The 23201-nt window shown below is 69.5% G+C and carries 16 protein-coding genes; 11 read left to right on the top strand and 5 right to left on the bottom strand.

The features are described from left to right. Positions 1-861 precede the first annotated feature (861 nt). Genes CVV72_RS16910 through CVV72_RS16895 form a run of 4 tightly spaced genes read left to right on the top strand, consistent with a single transcriptional unit; the run spans position 862 to position 6049 of the window. Positions 862-4257, top strand: coding sequence for a nitrate- and nitrite sensing domain-containing protein (locus CVV72_RS16910; RefSeq protein WP_219153997.1), 3396 nt, complete (start codon positions 862-864; stop codon positions 4255-4257). Continuing rightward, positions 4254-4706 (top strand): roadblock/LC7 domain-containing protein, encoded by a 453-nt coding sequence (locus CVV72_RS16905; protein ID WP_005166055.1) that lies wholly within the window; start codon positions 4254-4256, stop codon positions 4704-4706. The genes CVV72_RS16910 and CVV72_RS16905 overlap by 4 nt, the downstream gene beginning before the upstream one ends. A gap of 7 nt (positions 4707-4713) precedes the next feature. Next, entirely contained in the window at positions 4714-5457 is a 744-nt protein-coding gene (locus tag CVV72_RS16900; protein ID WP_219153298.1) for a DUF742 domain-containing protein, read from the top strand. A 28-nt stretch (positions 5458-5485) separates the two neighbouring features. Next, on the top strand, positions 5486-6049 hold the full coding sequence (locus tag CVV72_RS16895; RefSeq protein WP_007033694.1) for an ATP/GTP-binding protein: 564 nt from the start codon (positions 5486-5488) through the stop codon (positions 6047-6049). A 42-nt stretch (positions 6050-6091) separates the two neighbouring features. Here the strand turns inward: CVV72_RS16895 and CVV72_RS16890 are convergent, their stop codons facing one another. The 3 genes from CVV72_RS16890 to CVV72_RS16880 all read right to left on the bottom strand — a co-directional run bounded on the left by CVV72_RS16890 (position 6092) and on the right by CVV72_RS16880 (position 7788). Then, positions 6092-6649 (bottom strand): dihydrofolate reductase family protein, encoded by a 558-nt coding sequence (locus CVV72_RS16890; protein WP_219153297.1) that lies wholly within the window; start codon positions 6647-6649, stop codon positions 6092-6094. A 154-nt stretch (positions 6650-6803) separates the two neighbouring features. Beyond that, positions 6804-7457: a DUF899 domain-containing protein gene (locus tag CVV72_RS16885; protein WP_219153296.1), complete on the bottom strand. Its 654-nt coding sequence runs from the start codon at positions 7455-7457 to the stop codon at positions 6804-6806. Beyond that, positions 7450-7788: a helix-turn-helix transcriptional regulator gene (locus tag CVV72_RS16880; RefSeq protein WP_219153295.1), complete on the bottom strand. Its 339-nt coding sequence runs from the start codon at positions 7786-7788 to the stop codon at positions 7450-7452. The genes CVV72_RS16885 and CVV72_RS16880 overlap by 8 nt, the downstream gene beginning before the upstream one ends. Positions 7789-7923: 135 nt before the next feature. On the opposite strand from CVV72_RS16880, the gene icmF reads away from it, so the two are divergent. From icmF to CVV72_RS16865, 3 genes are read left to right on the top strand one after another with little or no spacing between them, the layout of a single operon-like run. Then, entirely contained in the window at positions 7924-11160 is a 3237-nt protein-coding gene (gene icmF / locus CVV72_RS16875) for a fused isobutyryl-CoA mutase/GTPase IcmF (RefSeq protein WP_219153294.1), read from the top strand. A gap of 43 nt (positions 11161-11203) precedes the next feature. Continuing rightward, the gene (locus tag CVV72_RS16870) at positions 11204-12049 is read left to right on the top strand and encodes an LLM class F420-dependent oxidoreductase (RefSeq protein WP_219153293.1); all 846 of its coding nucleotides are present in this window, start codon (positions 11204-11206) and stop codon (positions 12047-12049) included. Beyond that, on the top strand, positions 12046-13035 hold the full coding sequence (locus CVV72_RS16865) for a TIGR03557 family F420-dependent LLM class oxidoreductase (protein WP_219153292.1): 990 nt from the start codon (positions 12046-12048) through the stop codon (positions 13033-13035). The genes CVV72_RS16870 and CVV72_RS16865 overlap by 4 nt, the downstream gene beginning before the upstream one ends. Positions 13036-13088: 53 nt before the next feature. On the opposite strand, the gene kstR is transcribed toward CVV72_RS16865, so the two are convergent. Beyond that, complete coding sequence (kstR, locus tag CVV72_RS16860; RefSeq protein WP_034322562.1) at positions 13089-13736, bottom strand: cholesterol catabolism transcriptional regulator KstR; 648 nt, start codon at positions 13734-13736, stop codon at positions 13089-13091. A 145-nt stretch (positions 13737-13881) separates the two neighbouring features. On the opposite strand from kstR, the gene CVV72_RS16855 reads away from it, so the two are divergent. From CVV72_RS16855 to CVV72_RS16845, 3 genes are all read left to right on the top strand, one after another. After that, positions 13882-15957 carry an acyl-CoA dehydrogenase gene (locus CVV72_RS16855; RefSeq protein WP_219153291.1) on the top strand — a complete coding sequence of 692 codons (2076 nt, stop codon included), beginning with the start codon at positions 13882-13884 and terminating at the stop codon, positions 15955-15957. Positions 15958-16072: 115 nt separating this feature from the next. Continuing rightward, positions 16073-18838 (top strand): DEAD/DEAH box helicase, encoded by a 2766-nt coding sequence (locus CVV72_RS16850; RefSeq protein WP_219153290.1) that lies wholly within the window; start codon positions 16073-16075, stop codon positions 18836-18838. A gap of 176 nt (positions 18839-19014) precedes the next feature. After that, complete coding sequence (locus tag CVV72_RS16845) at positions 19015-20199, top strand: SWIM zinc finger family protein (RefSeq protein ID WP_219153289.1); 1185 nt, start codon at positions 19015-19017, stop codon at positions 20197-20199. A 223-nt stretch (positions 20200-20422) separates the two neighbouring features. Here the strand turns inward: CVV72_RS16845 and CVV72_RS16840 are convergent, their stop codons facing one another. Next, positions 20423-21667 (bottom strand): alpha/beta hydrolase, encoded by a 1245-nt coding sequence (locus tag CVV72_RS16840; RefSeq protein WP_219153288.1) that lies wholly within the window; start codon positions 21665-21667, stop codon positions 20423-20425. 66 nt (positions 21668-21733) lie between these two features. On the opposite strand from CVV72_RS16840, the gene CVV72_RS16835 reads away from it, so the two are divergent. Further along, a complete protein-coding gene (locus CVV72_RS16835; RefSeq protein WP_219153287.1) occupies positions 21734-23125 on the top strand; it encodes a wax ester/triacylglycerol synthase family O-acyltransferase in 1392 nt (463 codons plus the stop codon). The last annotated feature ends 76 nt before the right edge of the window (positions 23126-23201 follow it).

The raw sequence follows: 23201 nt of genomic DNA, 5'->3' as shown, positions 1-23201 counted from the left end.
GTATTCGGTTTTACCTCGTATTAGTGTTTCCGGAAATCGTTTCGGCCGGAATGAACCGGCTTTATCACTCGTCATAGTGAGCGGAGTTGTCACGCGCGGTCGTCGCCCGAACGGCCCACTGCGGCAAACGACGGACGATGACCACGCTCTGTCCCTCGTTTTGGTGACAGATCGTAGTTTTACTACCGGGGCACGCGGGGTTCCGATACCGTGCCCGCCATCCCGGACCGGGGAAGATCCCCCGCTTCGCCGGGTGTCTCGAAAGAAATCACCATGTCGGGCGACATCGAACCGGCTTGGGCGGCAAGGCCACAACATCGGGCACATATTTGGGCTTGACCCACCCGTTGGGGGCACGGAAAGTAGTTCGACCGGGCGACGCGGCTACCGTACGTAGGCTGATCGGGTGATTAGGGCACCCTGTGCATCCGCGCAACCCGTAACCGGAATTCCCTCGTTTGTGACGCACGAGCGGTTTTCCGGCCCGACGGATCGTTCGGACACACGCTTTTCGCTGGTCAGCACCCGTGTACTGAACGGAATTGACGGCACCCGGATTGGTGTACGATTCTTTGGCCCGGCTGACCCGCAGTGATCGATTGGCAAAGAAAAGTTGATCTCGACGACCATGCACTTCGCAGGTTGCGACCTGCACGTGCAGGTGCAAGAACTCCCGAAGCCGACCGGTGTACCCAGGGACACCCGGATCGCCGGACGGGGACCCTCACGTCGCGATCGATCACGCGGTCAGACCAGGGCCGAGTTCCCCGCAGGCAGGTACCTCGCGGGAACGGACGCCTCAAACCGTGCCAGGACGCCGGACAGGGAGTCACCTACGTGACCGTTGCAGGAGAAGGCCAAGTGCCGGTCGGGGAGCTGCTGGGACGCACTCCCCGGCCATCTCGGTGGGCCACCGGCTGGCGCACGCTCGTGCGCTGGCGGGACTGGAGCCTGCCGGTGAAGCTGTCGGCCGTGACGCTGGTGCCGATCCTCATCGCGCTCGCACTGGGCATCGCCACCATCGCCGGCCAGGTCGGCCGGTCCGACGGCTACCAGCGGCTGGACCGGCTCGTCGCGCTGAGCGGGCATATCCGCACCCTCGCCGACGGCCTCGGCCGCGAACGCACCCAGTCCGCCGCGGGGCTGACCGCCGGCACCGTCGGCGGCACCCTGGAGCTCGCCTCGGCCCGCGCCGACGTCGACACCGCCATCCCGCTCTACGGCGCCGCCGCCACCCGCGCGGTCGAGAACGAGCCGTCGCTCCGCCAGGCGCGGGAAGCGGCCGCCGCTCAGCTCGACCGGCTGCCCGACATCCGGCAGCGGGCGTCTTCCGGGCAACTCGACCCCGTCCAGGCGATCGGCGAGTACACCGACGTCACCACCGCGCTGCTGGCCCTCGACACCGCGCTGGCGGCGGGGGCGGGACAGGATGTCCTCGGCGGCACCCCCACGGCACTGCACGACCTCGCCGTGATGAAGGAACAGCTGTCGCTGAGCCAGGCCCTGGTCTCGTTCGGCATCGCCCGGTCGAGCCTCGCGCCGAGCGAGCTCGACCAGGTGCGCACCGCCGAACTCCGGCTGGCCGACCGGCTCACCGACTTCCGTGCCGCCGCTTCGGAACAGCAGCGCCGGGAGTTCAGCGCCGCCGTCACCGACGAGGCGATGGAAAACCGTGACAGGCTCGCGAAAACCGCCCTCGGCGAACAGGGAGCCCCGTCCGCGCAAGCCTTCCGCTCGTTGTCGGCGCAGGGCTGGACCGACGCCTCGACCGCGGTGATCGGCAAGGTCGGCGAGGTCGCGAACAAATTCGGTGCCGAGACGAGCGCCGTGTCGGCCGAGCTGGTCGACGACGCCAGCAGTGGCGCGGGCCTGCTCGCGGTCCTGCTGTTCGGCGCGATGGTGCTCGCCGTCGCCGTCGTCTTCCTCATCACACGCCAGCTGCTGCGCTCGCTGAAGGTGTTGCGCGCCAGCGCCCTCGACGTCGCCGAGAAGCAGTTGCCCGACGCGGTCCGCAACATCCAGGAAGGCCGCTCGCAGGGCACCGACGTGCGGCCGGTCCCGGTCGGCGGCGACGACGAGATCGGCGAGGTCGCCAGGGCCTTCGACAAGGTGCACCACCAGGCGCTGCGCCTGGCCACCGAGCAGGCCTCGATGCGGACCGGCTACAGCAACGTGTTCGTCAACCTCTCCCGCCGCAGCCAGAGCCTCGTGCAGCGGCAGCTGCAGCTGATCGAGCGGCTGGAGCGCGACGAAGAGGACGCCGACCAGCTCGCCACGCTGTTCCAGCTGGACCACCTCGCCACCCGCATGCGCCGCAACAACGAGAACCTGATGGTCCTCTCCGGCGCCGAGCCGGGCAGGCGCTCCGGGCAGCCGGTCTCCGCCACCGACGTGGTGCGCGCGGCGGTGTCCGAGATCGAGCAGTACCAGCGGGTCACCGTGCAGAATCCGCCGCCGGTGCGGCTGGTCGGGTACGCGGCCAACGATCTGATGCGCCTGATCGCCGAACTTCTGGACAACGCCACGGCCTTCTCCGCCCCGGAAACCCAGGTGACGGTCGCGACCAGGCTCGTCGAAGACGGCTCGTTCGGCATCGACATCCTCGACAAGGGCATCGGCATGAACGAGGCCGAGGTCGCCGAGGCCAACGCCCGGCTCACCGAGGCGCCCAACGTCGACCTCACCACTTCGCGCCGGATGGGCCTGTTCGTGGTCGGACGGCTGGCCAGCAGGCACCGCATCGGTGTCTCGCTGCACGGCGGCAAGGACATCGTCGGCGTGCGCGCCACCGTCTCCGTCCCGGCGGACCTCGTGATGGCCCCGCCCGGGGGAGACCCCGGCCCGGCCACCGGCCCGATCACGCAGCGCCTCGCGCCGTTGCCGCCGCAGCAACCCGGCGGCCTTCCCCGCCGCCAGCGGCCCGCGAACGGATCTCGCCCCGCGCTGCCGAGCGTGCCCTCGCAAGGCGGGGAGCGGTGGCCGTCGGCGAACGACCTGGCGGGGCACACCAAGCCCGGCGTCAACGGGCACGCCCCCAAGGCGTCGCGGCCGCCGTCCGATCTGGAGATTTCGGGAACGGCGCTGTTCAGCCCGATTCCCCCGGACGAGGCGACCCCGCCGCCCGCGCCGGAACCCCGCCGTCCCGAACCGGAACCCGTCGCCGAGCCCGAGCCGGTCGCCGAGGAAGCGGAGAAGCCCGCCACGGCGGAAGGTGAACTGCCCAGCGGCAAGGAACTGTTCGAGGCCAAGAACACCGGGACCACGCTGAGCGAATGGTGGAGCCAGGCGGCCACGCCGCCCGCCCCGGCGGCTCCGCCTCCGCCCACCGCGTCCGAGACGACGCCGATCTTCGACGAAATGCTGTCGGCGTGGTTCCGTTCGCCCGCGCCCGCTTTGGACAAGCCCGCGGCCGGATCCGCGGCCAAGAAGGAGAAGCCGGGGAAGAAGGCACCCGAAGAGAAGAAGGCGGCCGAGCCCGTTCCGACCGCCGAGCAGGAGGCCCGCACCTGGGACTTCGCCAGCGACAAGGCCTTCCGCACGGTGCAGGAGGTCTCCCAGAACGCCCCGTCGACGTTCACCGAGGCCGGGTTGCCGCGTCGCCGCAAGGGCGAGCAGCTCCTGCCCGGCAGCGCGGCGTCGTCGGTCCCGGCCGCCGAACCCACCGCCAAGTCGGAACTGCCGGTCCGCGACCCGGCGAACGTGCGCGGCAGGCTGAGCAGCTTCCAGCAGGGCGTCAAGCGGGGACGCAAGGAGGCGGCGGACAAGGCCACGACTGCCACCACCCAGCCCGCCACCGCCCAGCCGGACGCGAAGCCCGAGCGGGCCGCGGCGCCCGAGCCGCCGAAGGCACCCGAGCCCGCGAAGGCGCCTGAGACGGCCGAGCGTCCGGCGGCCCCGCCCGCCGCTCTGCCGAGCAGGAAACCGCAGGCAGCGACCCCGGAACCGGAACCGGTCGCCGCCACGGAACAGACGGACGCCTGGAACTTCGGCTCCGACGAAGGCTGGAAAGCGGCCCAAGCGGTGTCCCAGTCCGTGCCCTCGCGGATGACTTCGGCAGGATTACCCAGGCGCCGTCGCGGGGAGCAACTGCTCCCGGGCAGCGCGGGACCGCCCGCCGGGGTGGTCACCCCCCGACCACAGCGAGACGCGCACGACGTGCGCGGTCGCCTGAGCAGTTTCCAGCAGGGCATCCAGCGCGGACGGCACCACACAGCGCAGGCGACCGAAGCCAACCACGAAACCCTGGAGGGTGAATGACCTCGCCGAACCCGGCCCAGCCCCAGCAGAACCAGTTCGGGTGGCTGGTGAACGACTTCGCCGAGCGCGTACCCGGAGTGGCGCACGCCGTGGTGGTGTCGGCGGACGGCCTCCTGCTCACCGCGTCCAGCAGGCTCCCGCTGGACCGCGCCGATCAGCTGGCCGCCGTCGCCTCCGGCCTGGTGAGCCTGACCCAGGGCGCCGCGCGGTGCTTCGAGGCGGGCGCGGTCAACGAGACCGTCGTCGAGATGGAACTCGGCATCATGGTGCTGATGTCCATCAGCGACGGTTCCTGCCTGGCCATCCTCGCCGCCCCGAACTGCGACATCGGACAGGTCGCCTACGAGATGACGATGCTCGTCGATCGCGTCGGCCAGATCCTCACGCCGGAACTTCGCGCACAATTGCAGGGCGCCGGTGGGTCGCTGATCGGCGAACCGGTGGGATGATGTCCCGATGAGCACCGGGTCCGGATCCTTCGGCGAACCGCCGGGGACGGGTGAACACCAGCCTCCGCACGCGGGGGCTGCCAATGCCGCCGGTTCACGGGACGACGGCACCTTCGCCGACGTCCTGAACGGGTTCACCCTGGATTCGGGACGTGGTCGTCGGAAGCGCAAGAAGAACAAGCACCCTCAGGATTCCCAGGCGGGCGGAGCACCCGCCAAGGAATCGGCAGTCCCGCAGCCGACCGATCAAGGAGACCGCGTGACCTCACTTGCTTCTCCACCCGACAGCGGCGCAGGTGCCGTCGGGCCGAGACCAGGTGGTCTTTTCGACCCGGGTCCACCCAGTGGCGAGTTCATCATGCCCGCCGTCTTCGAGCAGGCGCCGTCGCCGCTCGAGGAGACGGCGATCGTCCGTCCCTATGCCCTCACCGGGGGCCGGACCAAGGCGAACTACGCTCTCGAGCTGGAGACCCTCATCTCCACCAAGGACCACGTCGACTCGGGTAGCCTCCCCGCGATCGCCGCGGACCAGATCGAGTGCGTTTCGATCATCGAGGAGTGCCGCACCCCGCGTTCGGTCGCCGAGATCGCGGCGACCCTGCGCGTACCGCTGGGTGTGGCACGCGTGCTGATCAGCGACGCGGCGGACGCGGGGCTGGTCAGCGTGCACAAGACGATTTCGGGCAATGACGGCGCCGAGGCACATCTGGTGTTGATGGAAAGGGTTTTGAGTGGACTCCGTCGGCTTTAAGGCACCGCGGGAAACCGCGCCCCCGACCATGACATCCGCGAAGATCGTCGTGGCGGGTGGCTTCGGTGCGGGTAAGACGACCTTCGTCGGTTCGGTGTCGGAGATCGTCCCGCTCACCACCGAGGCGATGATGACGGACGCCAGTCGGGGGATCGACAACCTCGACCAGACGCCCAACAAATCGACCACCACGGTCGCGATGGACTTCGGCCGGGTCTCCCTGGACGCGGACCTGATCCTCTACCTGTTCGGCACGCCCGGGCAGCAGCGGTTCTGGTTCATGTGGGACGACCTCGTCCGCGGCGCGATCGGCGCCGTGGTGCTGGCCGACACGCGACGGCTGGCCGACTCGTTCGCGCCGATCGACTTCTTCGAGGACCGGGGCCTGCCCTACATCGTCGGGGTGAACACCTTCGACGGCATCCTCGAGCACGACATCAACGACGTGCGTGAAGCGCTGTCGATCGACCCCAACATCCCGATCGTCCGCTGCGACGCCCGGGAGCGGGAGTCGACGAAACAGACGCTCATCACGCTGGTCGAGTACGCGATGCGGCAGTGGATCGCCTTGCGTGCGAGCAACGCGAGGTGAACCTGACGGCGGCAGCGTAGGGGCTGCCGCCCGGGTTTCACCTCACTTCGCTTCGTAGGTCAGCAGTACCGCGCGCCCGTCCATCGTCCGGGTGCCGGTCAGCCGCAGGTCCGTGCGCGCTCCGCCCCCGAACACCTGCTTGCCGCCACCGAGCACCACCGGGTGCACGACGAGGTGGACCTCGTCGATCAGGCCGTGGCCGGCGATCGCGGTGGCCAGTTCGGCCCCGCCCATCAGCAGCAGATCCTTGCCGGGCCTGCCCTTGAGTTCGGCCATGTGTCCGGCGAGGTCGCCACCGATCACCTCGGTGTTCCAGTCCGCTTCTTTCAGCGTCCGGGAGAAGACGATCTTCGGCGTCTTCCGCCAGACCGGCGCGTAGGCGAGATCGTGCGGGTGGTCCGAGACCTCTTCCGCCCGCGGCCAGAACGACGACATCATGTCCCAGACCCGCCGTCCGTAGAGGAGAGTGTCGGCGCGGTCGGTGAGCTCCTGCGAGTGGGCGGACAGCTCCGGGCCCATGTCGGCCCAATCGAACTCGCCATCCAGGCCCTCGATGCGGCCGTCGAGCGAGGTGTGGACGGCGTAGACGAGCTTGCGCATGGCTTGATCCCTCCGGTGTGGCGCCCGCCTTCCGGGCGCCGGACACCGAGGGGTCGGAGCTGGCGCGGGGTTCTCGACGTCGCCCCTCCGCAATTCGTCACCTACTTGCGGTGCGCTTCCCCGCAAGTAGGTGACGAATTGCGGAGGAGAGGGCTCAGTACTCGTCGTGCCGCTTCCACCAGTGCCCGGGGCCGTCGGTCCCGCGGCCGGACTCCTCCCAGTCCTCCTGCCGCCCGAACGGGGTCAGGTCCAGGTAGCGCAGCGTCCCCACCAGCTGGTCCCCGCCGCGACCGGTGGTGAAGTACGTCCGGAACACGTCGTCGCCGTCGCGCAGGAAGACACTGACGCCGAACCCGCCGTCGATGCCGCAGGCCGGGTTGAAGCCGCCGACGGTCGAGACCCACGGGACGGTCCAGCCCATGCGCTCCTTGTAGCGCTCGATCTCGGGCAGGGTCGCCGGCGCGACCACGTACAGCGTGGTGTCGCGGGCGTGCAGGTGCGCGAGGTGGCCGATGTTGTCCACGAGCATCGAGCAGCCGGGGCAGCCCGCCTTCTGCCCGGGCGCGAGCATGAAGTGGTAGACGATCAGCTGACGGCGTCCCTCGAACAGGTCGAGGAGGGTGACCCGGCCCTGGGGGCCTTCGAACTCGTAGGTGCTGTCGAAGCGGACCATCGGCAGCCGCCGCCGCTCGGCGGCGATCTTGTCCGCGGCGCGGGTGAGCTCCTTTTCCTTGGCCAGCAACGTGTCTCGGGCGATCTGCCAGTCGGCCGCCGAGACGACTTCCGGCAGGGTGACGGTCTCAGTCATCGTGTTCGCCTTTCCTCAGTTCCGCGAGATGTTCTTCCATGCGGTCGAAACCGCCTTCCCAGAAGCGCCGGTACCGCTCGACCCACTCGGAGACGTCGCCGAGTGGCGCGGCCTCCAGCCGGCAGGGCCGCCATTGCGCGGTCCGGCTCCGGCTGATCAAGCCCGCGCGCTCGAGGACCTTGAGATGTTTGGAGATGGCTTGGAGGCTGACCGGAAAGGGTTCGGCCAGCTCGTTGACGCTGGCCTCGCCGGTGGCCAGCCGGGCGAGGATCGCCCGCCGGGTGGGGTCCGCCAGTGCGGCGAACGTGGCGCTGAGCTGATCAGTGGTCATCGCTGCTCAATCAATCGGTTGTTTAACCCTCAGGTTGAATATACTGGTGCGAGTCGATCTGTCAAGGACGAGTGAGAGCGCCATCACGCGAGTGGATGGGTTTAAAACAGTAGGAAGTCCAAGTATTTTGGAGGGATGAGCAGCGACCTGCACCGGCCCGTGAACCCCGTTCGCTTCGTGACGGCGTCGAGCCTCTTCGACGGGCACGACGCGTCCATCAACATCATGCGGCGCATCCTGCAGTCGCAGGGCGCGGAGGTCGTGCACCTCGGGCACAACCGCTCGGTCGACGAGGTCGCCACCGCGGCCATCGCCGAGGACGTCCAGGGCGTGGCCATCAGCGCCTACCAGGGCGGGCACGTCGAGTACTTCAGCTACCTGGTCGAGCTGCTCAACGAGCGCGGCGCGGGCCACATCAAGGTGTTCGGCGGTGGCGGCGGGGTCATCGTCCGCGAGGAGATCGACCTGCTGCACTCGCGGGGCGTGGCGCGGATCTTCTCGCCCGAGGACGGCTACGAGATGGGCCTCCCGGGCATGATCAACCTGATGATCAAGGCCTGCGACACGGACCTGTCCGCGCAGTCGCCCGGCTCGCTGGACAAACTGCTTTCGGGGGACATCCCGGCGCTGTCCCGGGTCATCACGCAGCTTCAGCGCGAGGCGCTGCCGCAGGACGCGCTCGCCAAGATCACCGAGGCCGCCAAGTCGCGGACGGTGCCGGTCCTCGGCATCACCGGGACGGGTGGCTCCGGCAAGTCGTCGCTCACCGACGAACTGATCCGCCGGTTCCGGCTGGACCAGGAGGACAAGCTCCGCATCGCCGTGCTCGCCGTCGACCCGTCGCGCCGCAAGGGCGGGGGAGCGCTGCTCGGCGACCGCATCCGGATGAACTGCCTCGACGGCAGCCCGGTCTACTTCCGTTCGCTCGCCACGCGGACCACCAGCGGCGAGATCCCCACCGGGCTCTCCGAGTCCATCCTCGCGTGCAAGGCCGCCGGGTTCGACCTCGTGATCGTCGAGACGCCCGGTATCGGCCAGGGCGACGCCGGCATCGTCGACTACGTGGACCAGTCGCTGTACGTCATGACGCCGGAGTTCGGCGCGGCGTCGCAGCTGGAGAAGATCGACATGCTCGACTTCGCCGACGCGGTGGCGATCAACAAGTTCGAGCGCCGAGGCGCCGAAGACGCCCGTCGCGACGTCGCGCGCCAGCTCGTGCGCAACCGCGAGGCGTTCAGCTCCTCGCCCGAGGACATGCCGGTCTACGGCACCAGCGCCGCGAAGTTCAACGACGACGGCGTCACCGCGCTCTACCAGCACCTGCGCGACACCCTCGCCGAGCGTGGCCTGACCGTCTCGGCCGGTGTGCTCCCGAAGGTCGAGGGCAAGGTGTCCACCGACGCCAGCACGATCATCCCGGCCAACCGGACGCGCTACCTCGCGGAGATCTCGGAGACCGTTCGCGGTTATCACGCCAAGACCGAGCAGCAGGTCGCCGCGCTGCGCAAACGCGAGCACCTCGCCGCCGCCAAGGAGGCGCTGGCCGCCGTCGACGCGAGCACCGACGCGCTCGACGGCCTGCTCGCCGCCGCCGAGTCCGATGTGGACGGTGAGTCGGCGAATCTGCTGGCCCGGTTCCGGGAACTCGCCGAGTCCTACCGCGCCGACGAACTGGTCGTGAAGATCCGCGACAAGGAACTGCGCACCCAGCTCTGGCGCGACACGCTGTCCGGCAACCGGATCCCGCGCGTGGCGCTGCCGCGCTACACCGAGTCCGGCGAGCTGCTGTCCTTCCTGCGCCGTGAGCACCTTCCCGGGTACTTCCCTTACACCGCCGGCGTTTTCCCGTTCAAGCGCGAAGGTGAGGACCCGGCGCGGATGTTCGCCGGCGAGGGTGACCCGTTCCGGACCAACAAGCGGTTCAAGCTCCTCTCGGCCGACTCCGAGGCGAAGCGCCTTTCGACCGCCTTCGACTCGGTGACGCTGTACGGGCACGACCCGCACACCCGGCCGGACATCTACGGCAAGGTCGGCACCTCGGGCGTCTCCATCGCGACGCTGGAGGACATGGAGGTGCTCTACGACGGTTTCGACCTGACCTCGCCGAGCACCTCCGTGTCGATGACGATCAACGGCCCGGCGCCGACCATCCTCGCGTTCTTCCTCAACACCGCGATCGACCAGCGGATGGCGGCGTTCAGGGCCGAACACGGCCGCGAGCCGTCCGACGCCGAGGCCGCCGAACTGCGCGAATGGGCGCTGCGCAACGTCCGCGGCACCGTGCAGGCGGACATCCTCAAGGAGGACCAGGGGCAGAACACCTGCATCTTCTCCACCGAGTTCAGCCTGCGCATGATGGCCGACATCCAGGAATGGTTCATCGAGCACGGCGTCCGGAACTTCTACTCGGTGTCGATCTCCGGTTACCACATCGCCGAGGCCGGGGCGAACCCGATCTCGCAGCTGGCGTTCACCCTGTCGAACGGTTTCACCTACGTCGAGAGCTACCTCGCGCGCGGGATGGACATCGACGACTTCGCGCCGAACCTGTCGTTCTTCTTCTCCAACGGCATGGACGCCGAATACTCGGTGCTGGGCCGGGTCGCGCGCCGGATCTGGGCGGTCGCGATGCGGGAGCGCTACGGCGCCAACGAGCGCTCGCAGAAGCTCAAGTACCACGTGCAGACCTCCGGCCGGTCGCTGCACGCGCAGGAGATGAGCTTCAACGACATCCGCACCACGCTGCAGGCGCTGTGCGCGCTGTACGACAACGCGAACTCCTTGCACACCAACGCTTTCGACGAGGCGATCACCACGCCGTCGGAGAGCTCGGTGCGGCGCGCGATGGCCATCCAGATGATCATCAACAAGGAATGGGGCCTGTCGAAGAACGAGAACCCGCTGCAGGGCTCGTTCATCATCGACGAGCTGACCGATCTGGTCGAAGAGGCCGTGCTGCTGGAGTTCGACCGGATCTCCGAGCGCGGCGGCGTCCTCGGCGCGATGGAGACCGGCTACCAGCGCGGCAAGATCCAGGACGAGTCGATCCTCTACGAACGCCAGAAGCACGACGGCACGCTGCCGATCATCGGCGTCAACACCTTCCGCAACCCGAACGGCGGCGAGAACGACGTCGAGGTCGAACTCGCGCGGGCGACCGAGGACGAAAAGCGTTCGCAGCTGGAGCGGCTCGAAGACTTCCAGCGCAGGCACCACGCCGAGGCTCAGGTCGCGCTCAAGACGCTGCGCGAGGCCGCGACCCGGGGCGGAAACCTGTTCGGTGTCCTGATGGACGCGGCGCGGGTGTGCTCGCTCGGCCAGATCACCGAGGCGTTCTTCGAGGTGGGCGGGCAGTACCGGCGCAACGTGTAGCGGCCTGGGAATATCGCGGCGCGGGTCCGGGTAGTTGCTGGACATGGAGATCGGAATCGCCACCTTCGTCACCGACGAAGGCATCAGACCGGACGTCCTCGCCGCGGCCGCCGAAGAGCGCGGGTTCAGCTCGCTCCACATCGCGGAGCATTCGCATATCCCGGTCAGCCGGGAAACGCCGTATCCGGGCGGCGGGGAACTGCCGCACGTGTACTACCGGACCCTCGACCCGTTCGTCGCGCTGACGGCGGCCGCCGTGGCCACGTCGAACCTGAAGCTGGGCACGGGCGTCGCGTTGCTGCAGCAGCGCGACGTCATCCACACGGCGAAAGAGGTCGCTTCGCTGGATCTGGTCTCGCGGGGCCGGTTCGTCTTCGGTGTCGGCGTCGGGTGGAACCGGGAGGAAATGCGCAATCACGGCACCGATCCGCGCACCCGTGGCGCGCTCGTCGACGAGCAACTCGCGGCCTTGAAGGAGATCTGGACGAAGGACGAGGCCGAATTCCACGGCGAGCACATCGACTTCGACCCGATCTTCGCGTGGCCGAAGCCGGTGCAGAAGCCGCATCCGCCGATCTACATCGGTGGCGCGGGGCAGAAGGCGATGGAGCGGATCGCCCAGTACGGCGACGGCTGGCTGCCGCACGCCCACACCCCGCCGGAGGAGCTTCGCCGGGCGCGTCAGTGGCTGGCGGACCAGGGCCGCAGTGACCTCAAGTTCTCGGCCTTCGGTGCCACCCCGGAAGAGGGCGCGCTCGGCAGACTGGCCGAGGGCGGCGTCGACGAGGCGACGCTCTTTCTGCCGACCGAGCCCGAAGCGGCGACACTGGAACGACTCGACCAGTTCGCGAAGGTCGCCGAAAGCTTTCGAAAGGGGCAGCAGGCGTGACTGAGGTTCAAATCGGCTTGGCCGCGGCACTGGAGCAGTTCTCGCCGCGTGAGTCGATCCGGCTGGCGGCGCTGGCCGAACAGCACGGATTCTCCGGCCAGATGGCCGCCGACCACTTCCAGCCGTGGGTCCCTCAACAGGGTGAAGCGTCGTTCGTGTGGAGCGTGCTCGCGTCGTTGGCGGAGAACACCACCGGCGACCTCGGGCCAGGGGTGACCTGCCCGTCGTTCCGGCTGCATCCGTCGATGGTCGCGCAGGCCGCGGCGACGCTGGAGGCGACCTACCCGGGCCGGACCTGGCTCGGCATCGGCTCCGGCGAGGCGCTCAACGAGCACATCATCGGCGGTTACTGGCCCGAGGCCCCCGAGCGCGTACGGCGGATGTTCGAGGCGCTGGAGGTCATCCGGAAGCTGTTCACCGGCAAGGACGTCAAGCACAGCGGCGAGTTCTTCAAGCTGCACACCACCCGGCTCTGGACGCTTCCGGACGAGCCGCCGCCGATCTACATCGCGTCGGCGGGCCCGTACACCTCACGCAAGACCGGTGAGCTCGCGGACGGGCTGATCACGCCGGGCGCGGCGATCGAGAAGCTGGCGGGGATCCTCGACAACTTCGGTACCGGCGCGCGGAAGGCGGGCAAGGACCCGGACTCGATGCCGAAGCTGCTTCAGGTGCACCTCTCCTGGGCCGAGGACGATGAGACGGCGTGGGCCAACGCGCTCGACCAGTGGCCCAACGGCGGCATGAAGTTCCCGAAGGCCGACATCCGCTCGCCGTTCGACTTCGCGCAGATGGCGAAACTGGTGCGGCGTGAGGACTTCGAGGGCCGCATGGTCGTCTCGTCGGATCCGGACGTGCATCGCGCGGCGCTGCAGAAGTACGTCGACGCCGGGTTCAACCGGATCTACATCCACAACGTGGGGCGGAACCAGGACGAGTTCATCGAGACCTTCGGCCGGGACGTGCTGCCGAAGCTGACCGCCTGACCCGCTCGTGAGTGGTAAGGACGGTTCTAACCGTCCTTACCACTCACGAGGTTTCAGACGTTCTTGTCCAGCAGCAGGTGCACGGAAAGCTCCAGCCGGTTCGCGACATCGGCCGCCGACGCGCGCCGCGTCACCCAGGCGACCAGGTTCGCCATCCAGACGTCGGCGATGACGTGGAAGATGTCGCGGTCGGCCTCGGTCGGGTCCTCGATGCCCATGGCCTTGGCGAACATGTTCTCCATCAGCCGCCCGACCTGCTCGACCTCGGCGGCGGCGGTCGTGTCGGCGAACATGAACGCGCGGACCATCGCCTCGGTCAGATGCGGATCCCGCTGCATCAGCCGGGTGTTGCGGCCGAGGACGAACATCAGCCGCTCGCTCGGGGTTTCGCCGGGGATGGCCGCGCGGTCGAGTTTCTCCTGCGCGCGTTCGAATTCCCTGGCCAGCCCGGAAACCAGCAGGTGGATCTTCGAGGGGAAGTAGCGGTACAGCGTGCCGAGCGCGACGTCCGCCTTCTCGGCGACCGCCCGCATCTGAACCGCGTCGTACCCGCCCTTCGCGGCGAGGGTGAGGGTCGCGTCGATGATGCGGCGCCGCCGGTCGCGTTGTGCGGCGGAGCCGAGTTCCTCGCCGCCCAGCGCGGAGAGACCATTGCCGCTGCGCGCTTTCGCGCTCGTGGGTGCCTTGGCCTTCCCTGGCATCGCCACGTCCCCCTTCGTCGGAACTTGTTCCACTTTCCTCACGTAGCGTACCTAAGCGGACGAACTGTTCAAGACGTGACCCACTGGGCAAGAAACTGTAACACGTTCTACACTCGCGGGTAGGTCCGGCGAGGAGGTCCCACCCGTGTCGATCGCGCTCACCGAAGAACAGGCGGCCCTGGCCGCGTCGATCCGGGCATGGGCGGCTTCCGCCCGTCCGGTCGACGCCGTCCGAAAGGGCCGGATCACCGAGCCGCCACCAGGGCTGGCCGAACTCGGCCTGTTCGGCGTGGCGATTCCCGAGGACGTCGGCGGGGCAGGCGGAACACTGGCCGATCTGGCCGCCGGGCTCGCCGAAGCGGCCGAAGCGCTCGTGCCCGGCCCGGTCCTCGGGACCGCGTTGGGCGGCGCGCTGCTCGGAACGGATCCTCGGCCGGCCAAGGAGGTCCTGCCGGGTCTCGCGGACGGGACCGAACGCTTGGCGGTGGTGCTGGGCAACGGGTTTCGTATCACGGATTCGGTCGTCGACGGCGAGTCGGGCCCGGCGCTCGACGTTCACCCGTCGGTGTGGACGCTGGTCTCCGGCGGTGACGTCTCCGCGCTCATCCCGCCCGGGGCGTCCGGAATGGACATCGAGCGGTGCGAGCCGTTCGACGTCTCCCGGCCGGTCGGCCGGATCCGGTGCGCGAAGGTACGGCCCGAGGCGGTTTTCGAGGCATTGCCAGTGGATTCCTACGCCGCCACACTCGGCGCCGCGGAAGCCGCGGGGATCGCACGATGGTGTCTTCGGACCGCCGTCGACTACGCGAAGGTGCGGGAACAGTTCGGCCGCCCGATCGGGTCGTTCCAGTCGATCAAACATCTGTGCGCGGAAATGCTGTGCCGGGCCGAAGCCACCGACGCGCTCGCGTGGGACGCGGCGAGAGCGGCTGAGGACACGGCGCAGCACGCCCTCGCGTCGGCGACCGCGGCGGCCTACGCGCTCGACGCGGCCGTGGCCAACGCGAAGGACTGCATTCAGGTTCTCGGCGGTATCGGCTTCACCTGGGAGCATGACGCGCACTTCTATCTGCGCCGTGCCGTGGCCCTGCGCCAGTGGCTCGGTGGCTCGGCCCGCTGGCGTCGCCGCGCCGCCGAACTCGCGCTGCGCGGCGACCGGCGGACGTTGAGCGTCGACGTCGGCGAAGACACCGGACTCCGTGACCTGGTAGGCGAAATCGCCGCCTTGCCGGAACCCGCGCAGCGCGTCGCGCTGGCCGATTCGGGGCTGCTGGCCCCGCATTGGCCCGCGCCGTACGGCAGGGGCGCCGGCGCGGCCGAGCAACTGCGGATCGACGCCGCCCTCGCCGACGCGGACATCCGCCGTCCCGACCTGGTGATCGGCGCCTGGGCGATCCCGACCCTGCTGGAACACGGCTCGGAGGACCAGCGCGAACGGTTCGCCGCGCCCACGTTGCGCGGGGAGATCACCTGGTGTCAGCTGTTCAGCGAACCCGAAGCCGGCTCCGATCTCGCTTCGCTCCGCACGACGGCCCGGCGTGCCGACGGCGGGTGGCTGCTGAACGGTCAGAAGGTGTGGACCTCGCTCGCACGCGAAGCCGATTGGGCGATCTGCCTGGCGCGCACCGATCCCGAGGCGCCGAAACACAAGGGGATCACGTACTTCCTCGTCGACATGACCGCGGACGGGATCAGCACGCGCCCGCTGCGCGAGATCACCGGCGACGCCGTCTTCAACGAGGTGTTCCTCGACGACGTCTTCGTCCCGGACGAAATGGTGGTCGGTGAGGTCGACGGCGGCTGGCGGCTGGCGCGGACGACACTGGCCAACGAGCGGGTGGCCCTCGGGAGTGGATCGGCGGTGGGGGAGGGCGTCGAGAACCTGCTCGCCACCCTGGGCGACGACGCCGACCGGGAGCGGCTCGGCGCGCTGATCGCCGACGGCAGCGCGTGTTCGATGCTGGACCTGCGGGCGACGCTGCGGCGGCTCGACGGCCAGGACCCCGGCGCCGAGTCGAGTGTGCGCAAGCTGCTGGGCGTGCGGCATCGGCAGGCGGTGGCGGAGTTCGCGCTGGAGTCGCTCGGGGAGCGCGCCCTCGTGGACGGTGACCCGGCGCAGCACGAATTCCTGCTGACCAGGTGCCTCAGTATCGCGGGTGGGACGACGCAGGTGCTGTTGTCGCTGACGGCCGAGCGGTTGCTGGGGCTGCCCCGGTCCTGAAAGGTCCTGTCACGGCACTTCGGCGTGCTATGAACGGTCCGTTCCTTGCAAAATGTGCAAGGAACGGACCGTTCATGGCACCGGCGCCCGTCAGCTGTCGGTCCCGTGCTCTAACGTGCGGGTCGTGGAGTTCGGCACAGGAACCCAGGCCACCTTCGTCCCCTCGGATCCCCCGCGGGACGGTGTGCTGGCGCTCTGGGGAGACGGCGTAGCGGGTGACACCGCGATCGAACTCGTGCTGCCGGTGGGGAAGGTGTTCCGGCGTACGAAGGTCGACGCGGCACTCGTCCCGTTGTCACGCGCGATTCCGCGGCTGCTCACCGCGGACGGCGACCTGAGCCCGGCCATCGCCGCGTGGTCGGCCGTCGCCGAGGCCGGGGTGAACCTCATCGCCCGCGGCAGGCTGCTGCCCGCGGCTTCACCCGGCGGGGTGGATTCGTGGCGGGTCGGGCCGCTGGACGTCGCCGACGAGGAGATGCTGCGCGGGCTCGCCGCCGCGCTGCCTCCCGAGGCGCACGCCCTGCCGTTGTCCGGCCTGAAGCGGATCCGGCTGCATTCGCCGGAGTCGTTGATCCGCGCGCTCTGGGACGCCACGGCGGACGTGCTGGTCCGCACGCCGGCCGCGAGCGTCGCGGCGGGCGGGCCCGCGTTCGCCTCGGCCGAGCCGACGCTGGTCGGGCCGGATGGAGCGGCGTGGCTGGCGGAACTGAGCGCCCGGCAGGCCCAGAGCGCGCATCTCGTCCTGCGCATGGAGGTGCACGAGCCCGAGAACCCCGAGGAAGAGCCCACGTTCGCCGCCGTCCTCGCCGTGCGGAGCGCCGTCGATCCGAGCCTGATCGTCGAGGCGGCGACGCTGTGGGACGCGCCCGAAGCGGTGCTGGAACGAATGGGCGAGCAGGTCGAGACGCAGTTGCTGCTCGGTCTCCGCCGGGGCGCCAGGGCTTGGGCGCCGCTCGGCCGCATGCTCCGGTCCGCCGCGCCGACCGGGCTCACACTGGAGTACGACGAGGTCGTCGACCTGCTGACCCACGGGGACGCGGCCCTGGGCGGCGCCGGCATCGAGGTGCAGTGGCCGAAGGACCTCTTCGCGGGCGAGCTCAAGGCGAAGGCGAGCGCGACGCAGGCACCCGGCAGTGTCACCGGGCCCGAGTTCACGCTCAAGAGCCTGCTGCAGTTCCGCTGGCGGCTGAGCCTCGGCGATGAAGACCTCACCGACGCCGAGGTCACGGCGCTCGCGGAGGCGAAACGGCCGCTCGTGCGGCTGCGGGGCAAATGGGTCAAGGTCGACGCGCGCCTGCTCGCCAAGGTGCGCGCTCACCGCGCGAAGAAGCTGTCCGGGGCTGAGGCGCTGGCCGCGGCGCTCACCGGCGAATTGGAGCTCGACGGCGAAAAGGTCGAGTTCACCGCGCCGTCCGCGCTGACGGGGCTGCTCCGGCGAATCCGGGAAAGCGCCGCGGAACCGATCGAGCAACCCGCGGACCTGAAGGCCACCCTGCGGCCGTATCAGAAGGCGGGCCTGGCTTGGCTGGCGACGATGACCGGGCTCGGTCTCGGCGCCTGCCTCGCCGACGACATGGGGCTCGGCAAGACGATCCAGCTCATCTCCCTGCACCTGCATCGCCGTCCGCTCGGTGAGGGGCCTACGCTCGTCCTGTGCCCGACGTCGTTGCTGGGCAACTGGGAGCGTGAATTCGCCCGGTTCGCGCCGGACATCCCGGTACGCCGGTTCCACGGTGGCGGACGGCATCTCGACGAGGTCGCGCCGGACGAGGTCGTGCTCGCCACGTATGGCGTCCTCCGGCGGGATCGAGAAACCCTGTCCGAAGTGGACTGGGGGATGATCGCCGCGGACGAGGCGCAGCACGTCAAGAACCCGCTTTCGGTCACCGCCAAGGAGCTGCGGAAGATCCCGGCCGCCGTGAAGGTCGCGCTGACCGGGACACCGATGGAGAACCGGCTCACCGAACTCTGGTCCATTGTGGACTGGACGACGCCGGGACTGCTCGGCTCGCTGGAAGGGTTCCGTCGCAAGGTCGCCCGGCCGATCGAGCGTGACCGCGACGTCGCCGCCACCGAACGCCTCGCTACGACCGTGCGCCCGTTCCTGTTGCGCCGTAAGAAGACCGACCCGGACATCGCCCCCGAACTGCCGCGCAAGACCGAGACCGACCGGTTCGTCCCGCTCACCGCCGAGCAGACGACGCTGTACGAGGCCGTGGTCCGCGAGAATCTCGCGATGATCCGTGAGCTGGACGGGGTGGCGCGGCGCGGGCAGGTGCTCAAACTGCTCACCGAGCTCAAGCAGATCTGCAACCATCCGGCGCAGTACCTCAAGGAACCCGGCGTGCTGCACGGCCGGTCCGGCAAGCTCGCCGCGTTCGAGGAACTGCTCGACGTCATCCTCGACGAGGGCGACAGCGTGCTCGTGTTCAGCCAGTACGTCCAGCTGTGCCGCCTGCTGGAGAAACGCCTGGCCGAACGCGGGTTGCCGACGATGCTGCTGTCCGGGTCGAGCTCGCCCCAGGTCCGGGAGGACATGGTCGCCCGGTTCCAGGCGGGCGAGGTACCGGTGTTCCTGCTCTCGCTCAAAGCGGGCGGTGTCGGGCTCAACCTGACCAAGGCCACCCACGTGATCCACTACGACCGCTGGTGGAACCCGGCGGTCGAGGATCAGGCCACCGACCGCGCGTACCGGATCGGGCAGGACCGGCCGGTCCAGGTGCACCGGCTGATCGCCGAGGGCACGCTCGAGGAGCGCATCGCCAAGGTGCTGGAGACCAAACGCGGGCTGGCGGACGCGGTCATCGGCGCGGGCGAGAACTGGATCACCGAACTGTCCGATGACGAACTCGCCGACCTCGTCCGGCTCGGGGAGGCATGAGTGTCTGTTGGTGAACCCGTGACCGCGATCGACGTCGGCAGGGCGCTGCCTGGTAGAACGCGTCGCGTTGGGCGGACAGGGCGCCCTGCCACCGCGATAGCGAGGCCTTCGGCCGTGGCGGGTTCACGCGTCTGGTCACTTTTCCGTATCCGTCTCAGCTCCGCCAAGGGGTTCTGATGCCCGGCGTGACAGGACGGAAACGGCGCACCTTCGGCAACACGTGGTGGGGCAAGGCGTGGGTCGAGGCCCTGGAGGAGCGTGCCAAACTCGATCCGAACCGGTTGCCCCGAGGGCGGACGTACGCGCGCAAGGGCACCGTCAGCAAGCTCGCGGTCGGCGAGGGCGAGGTGACGGCCTGGGTACAGGGAAGCCGGGCGGTGCCGTACCGGGTGACCATCCACATGCGGGCGTTCACCGGACCACAGTGGGAGAGCCTCCTCGGGATGGTCGGCTCCCGGCTCGGGCACGTCGCCGCCCTCCTCGACGGCGAGCTGCCGGGTGAGCTGGCCGAGGACGCCCGAGCCGCCGGCGCGGACCTGCTGCCGGGTCCCGGAGATCTGCGCCCGAAATGCTCCTGCCCCGACAGCGCGAACCCGTGCAAGCACGTGGCCGCGGTGTACTACCTGGTCGCGGACGAGGTCGACGCCGATCCGTTCGTGCTGTTCCTGCTGCGCGGCAGGCCGAGGGAGGCCGTGCTCGCGGAACTGCGGTCCCGCCGGGCTCCCGCGAGCGCGCCGGGCAAACGGGTGCGCGCCCCCGCCGCACCAGGGGTGGACCCGAAACGCGCGTACACCCGGCGGATCGCGGCGCTCCCGCCGCGGCCGGCCGTCCCCGGCACGGTCGGGCCGCCCGCGGTCCTCGACATCGACCCGCCGCACCGCACCGGCTGGAGCGGCGAAATGTTCGTCGAACTGGCCGCCGACGCCGCCGCGAGGGCTTGGGAGCTGCTGGTCATGGGGCCCGAGCGCGAGGCGGAGCTGTCGTTCGAGGAAGATCTCGCGCGTCGCGCGGCGGCGAGCGACCCGCCCGTGGTCGCCGATCTCGCCGAGGCGGCCGGGGTCGCGGTGCGGGACCTGGCCCTCTGGGCACAGGCCTGGCGTGAGGCGGGCCGGGGCGGGATGGCGGTGGTCCGGGAGGCCTGGCGGCCGGGGCAGGCGCCGCTCGCGCAGGCCAAGGCGGACCTCGCCGAATCGGGATTGCCGGGAACGCCGAAGACCTGGCGGAACAGGATCACCCAGGGCGACCTGCAACTGCGCTACGGCCGGGACGAACGGTGGTACCGCTTCGTGCGCGACGGCGAAGGCTGGCGGGTCGACGGTCCAGCGTCCACACGGCCGACGGACGTGATCTACCCGCCCTGACGCACTCAAGCTCGGCCGGAAGTGATGTCGCGAAAGCCACTTTCGCGACGTCTGGCGTCCCGAAAGTGGCTTTCGCGACGCCCGGCGAAGAGCGTTGGGTTACCCCGAGCCCACGCTTGGCCGCGCTGGCCTCACCCCAGGCGACACGTTGCGAAAGCCACTTTCGCAACCTTCAACGTTGCGAAAGTGGCTTTCGCGACGTCGTCCTCCCGGCGATAACCGCTTACGACCTGCTGGACCGGCGCCAGGTGCGGTGACTCCACTCCAGGAACCGTTCCACCCCGCGCACGACGTGGGCGCTGCGGATCGAGGGGAAGACGTCGAAGGCGTGCTGCGCGCCGGAGATCTCCGCGTAGGCGACCTCACGCTGGGACTTGTCCCGCAGGCGCCGCACGAATTCGCGGGCCTCGCCCACCGGCACCAGCGAGTCGTGGACGCCGTGGATGACGAAGAACGGCGGCGCGTCCTCGGTGATCCGGTCCAGCGGTGACGCCGCGACGTAGTCGTCGAGGAACTTCACCGGATCCCGGTCCGCCTCGAAGACGTGGCGGGCGATCAGCGTCTTCAGCCGGGTCTGGCTGGAGCGCCGTCCGCTGGTCGCGGCGAAGTCGTAGACGCCGTAATGCGGGGCGCACGCCTGGACGCTCGTGTCGGCTTCGGTGAAGCCAGGCTGCAACGCCGGGTCGTTCGCGGTCAGGGCCAGCAGCGCCGCCAGATGCCCGCCCGCGGAGCCGCCGGTGACGGCGACGAACGACGGGTCGCCGCCGTAGGACTCGGCGTTGTCCCGGATCCAGGCCAGCGCGCGTTTCGCCGCGACGATATGCGCGGGCCAGCGGGCCGCGGGGGAGAGCGGGTAGTTGATCGCGATGCAGATCCAGCCGCGTTTGGCCATGTGCAGCATCAGCGGCAGCCCCTGCTGGTCCTTGTTGCCGATCACCCAGGCGCCCCCGTGCACCTGCAGCAGGATCGGCGCGCCGGTGACGGGCTCGCGTGGGGCGTAGACGTCGAGCAGGAATCGTTTCCCGCCGGGCGCGTAGGCGATGTCGCGGGTCCGCCGGACATCGGGGTCGCGCATGCGGAACGGCATGGCGAGCTGGCCCCACGGGGTCGCGAGGTCGGTCGGGCTCGGTGGGTGTTCGAGTTCGTCGGCGTAGGCCTTGCCGATGCCTTCGGTGAGCGCCGTCTCGATCTCGTCGCGGGCCCGCTGGGACTGCGCGATCAGGGTGCCGAGACCGGCCGCCGACGCCGCCGCGAGGGCGAGCCCGGTCTTGCTCGATCCGCCCCGGTGCCGGGCGACATGCGCCGCCGCGTCGGCCGCGGTGAGCGCGAGCAGATGCGGCGCGAGCTCACCGGTGAGCCAGCCCGCGAAGAACGCCGGGATCGCGGTACGCGCACCTCGCGGCGGCTTCAGCGCGTTCGCGGTGAGCGCGAGCTGGAGTGCCTGACGGACGACGAAACTCGGGTGCATGGGCACCGATCCTACCGCCGGGTGACCGCCTAGAACGGGTTGCAAAGTTCACTTAAGGTGCTTCTCATGCAGAGATTGAGCGGTCTGGACGCGAGTTTCCTCTACCTGGAGACACCGGCCCAGGTGCTGCACATATGCGGGCTGCTCACCTTGGACGGTTCGACCATGCCCGGCGGCTACGATTTCGACCGCTTCAAGGAGAAACTGGCCGAACGGGTCGAGCTGATCCCGGCGTTCCGGCGCAAACTGCACAATCCACTCTGGAACCTGGCGCATCCGGTCTGGGTCGAGGACGAGGACTTCGACCTCGAAGCCCACGTTCACCGGATCGGCGTACCCGCGCCCGGCGACCGGCGGGAACTGGCCGAACTCTGCGCCCACATCGCGGGACAACGGCTGGACCGCGCGCAGCCCCTGTGGCAGTTGTACGTGATCGAAGGCCTGGCCGACGGCGGGATCGCGGTTCTGCTGAAGATGCATCACGCCAGCGTCGACGGGGTCGGCGGCGCCAGCCTGATCGGCTACCTCGCCGGGCTCGACCCGGACGCCCCGCCGCCGCGGATCGCGACGGACGAACGCGCCAACGCGGGTGTTCCCGGCAGGCGCGCGCTGCTCGGCGCGGGGCTGACCTCGTTCGCGAAACGGCCGGTCGAGCTGGTGAAGCTGCTGCCCGACCTCCTCGAACTCGTGCCGAAATGGCTGGGGAAAGCGTTGCAGGGCAAGGGAATGCCGGTTCCGTTCACCGCGCCGCGCACGTCGTTCAACGGGACGATCACCGCGCACCGCAGTGTCGCCTACGCCTCTCTCGACCTCGACGACGTCAAGCATGTCAAGGACGCCTTCGGGGTGACCGTCAACGACGTCGTCCTCGCCGTGGTTTCCGGTGCGCTGCGGCAGTTCCTGCGGGACCGGGGCGAGCTGCCGGACGATCCGCTGGTGGCGACCGTGCCGGTGTCGGTGCACGGCCGGACCGAACGCGACCACGGCAGCAACAAGGTTTCGGCGTTCTTCGCCTCGCTGCCGACCCATCTCGACGACCCCGCCGCGCGGCTGTTCATGCTCGCGGAGTCCAACCGGCTGTCCAAGGACCATCACCACACCATCGACGCCGACATGCTCCAGGACTGGGCGCAGTTCTCGGCGGCGACCATGTTCGGCCTCGCGGTGCGCGCGTATTCCGCGCTGCGCCTGGCCGAACGGCATCCGGTGGTGCACAACCTGGTGGTCTCCAACGTGCCGGGGCCACCGATGCCGCTGTACCTGCTGGGCTGCCGGATCACCGGGCTCTACCCGCTCGGCCCGGTGTTCCACGGCGCCGGGCTCAACGTCACCGTGCTGTCCAACGCGGGCCGGGTCGACGTCGGCCTGCTCGGCGCCCGCGAACTCACCGGTGACCTGTGGCCGCTCGCCGACCACTTTCCCGACGCGCTCGCGGAACTGCTCAAAGCCACCTCCTAGATCCTCCCCCTTGCCGTCACGCCTCCTTCCGGTTAAGACTAGAACAGGTTTCAATATTGTGCCCGTTCGCCCCGGT

This window comes from Amycolatopsis sp. TNS106 (genome assembly GCF_019330265.1).
GTDB lineage: Bacteria > Actinomycetota > Actinomycetes > Mycobacteriales > Pseudonocardiaceae > Amycolatopsis > Amycolatopsis lurida.
The sequence above is the reverse complement of the archived record's forward strand: the minus strand, read 5'-3'. Positions and strand labels throughout refer to the sequence as shown.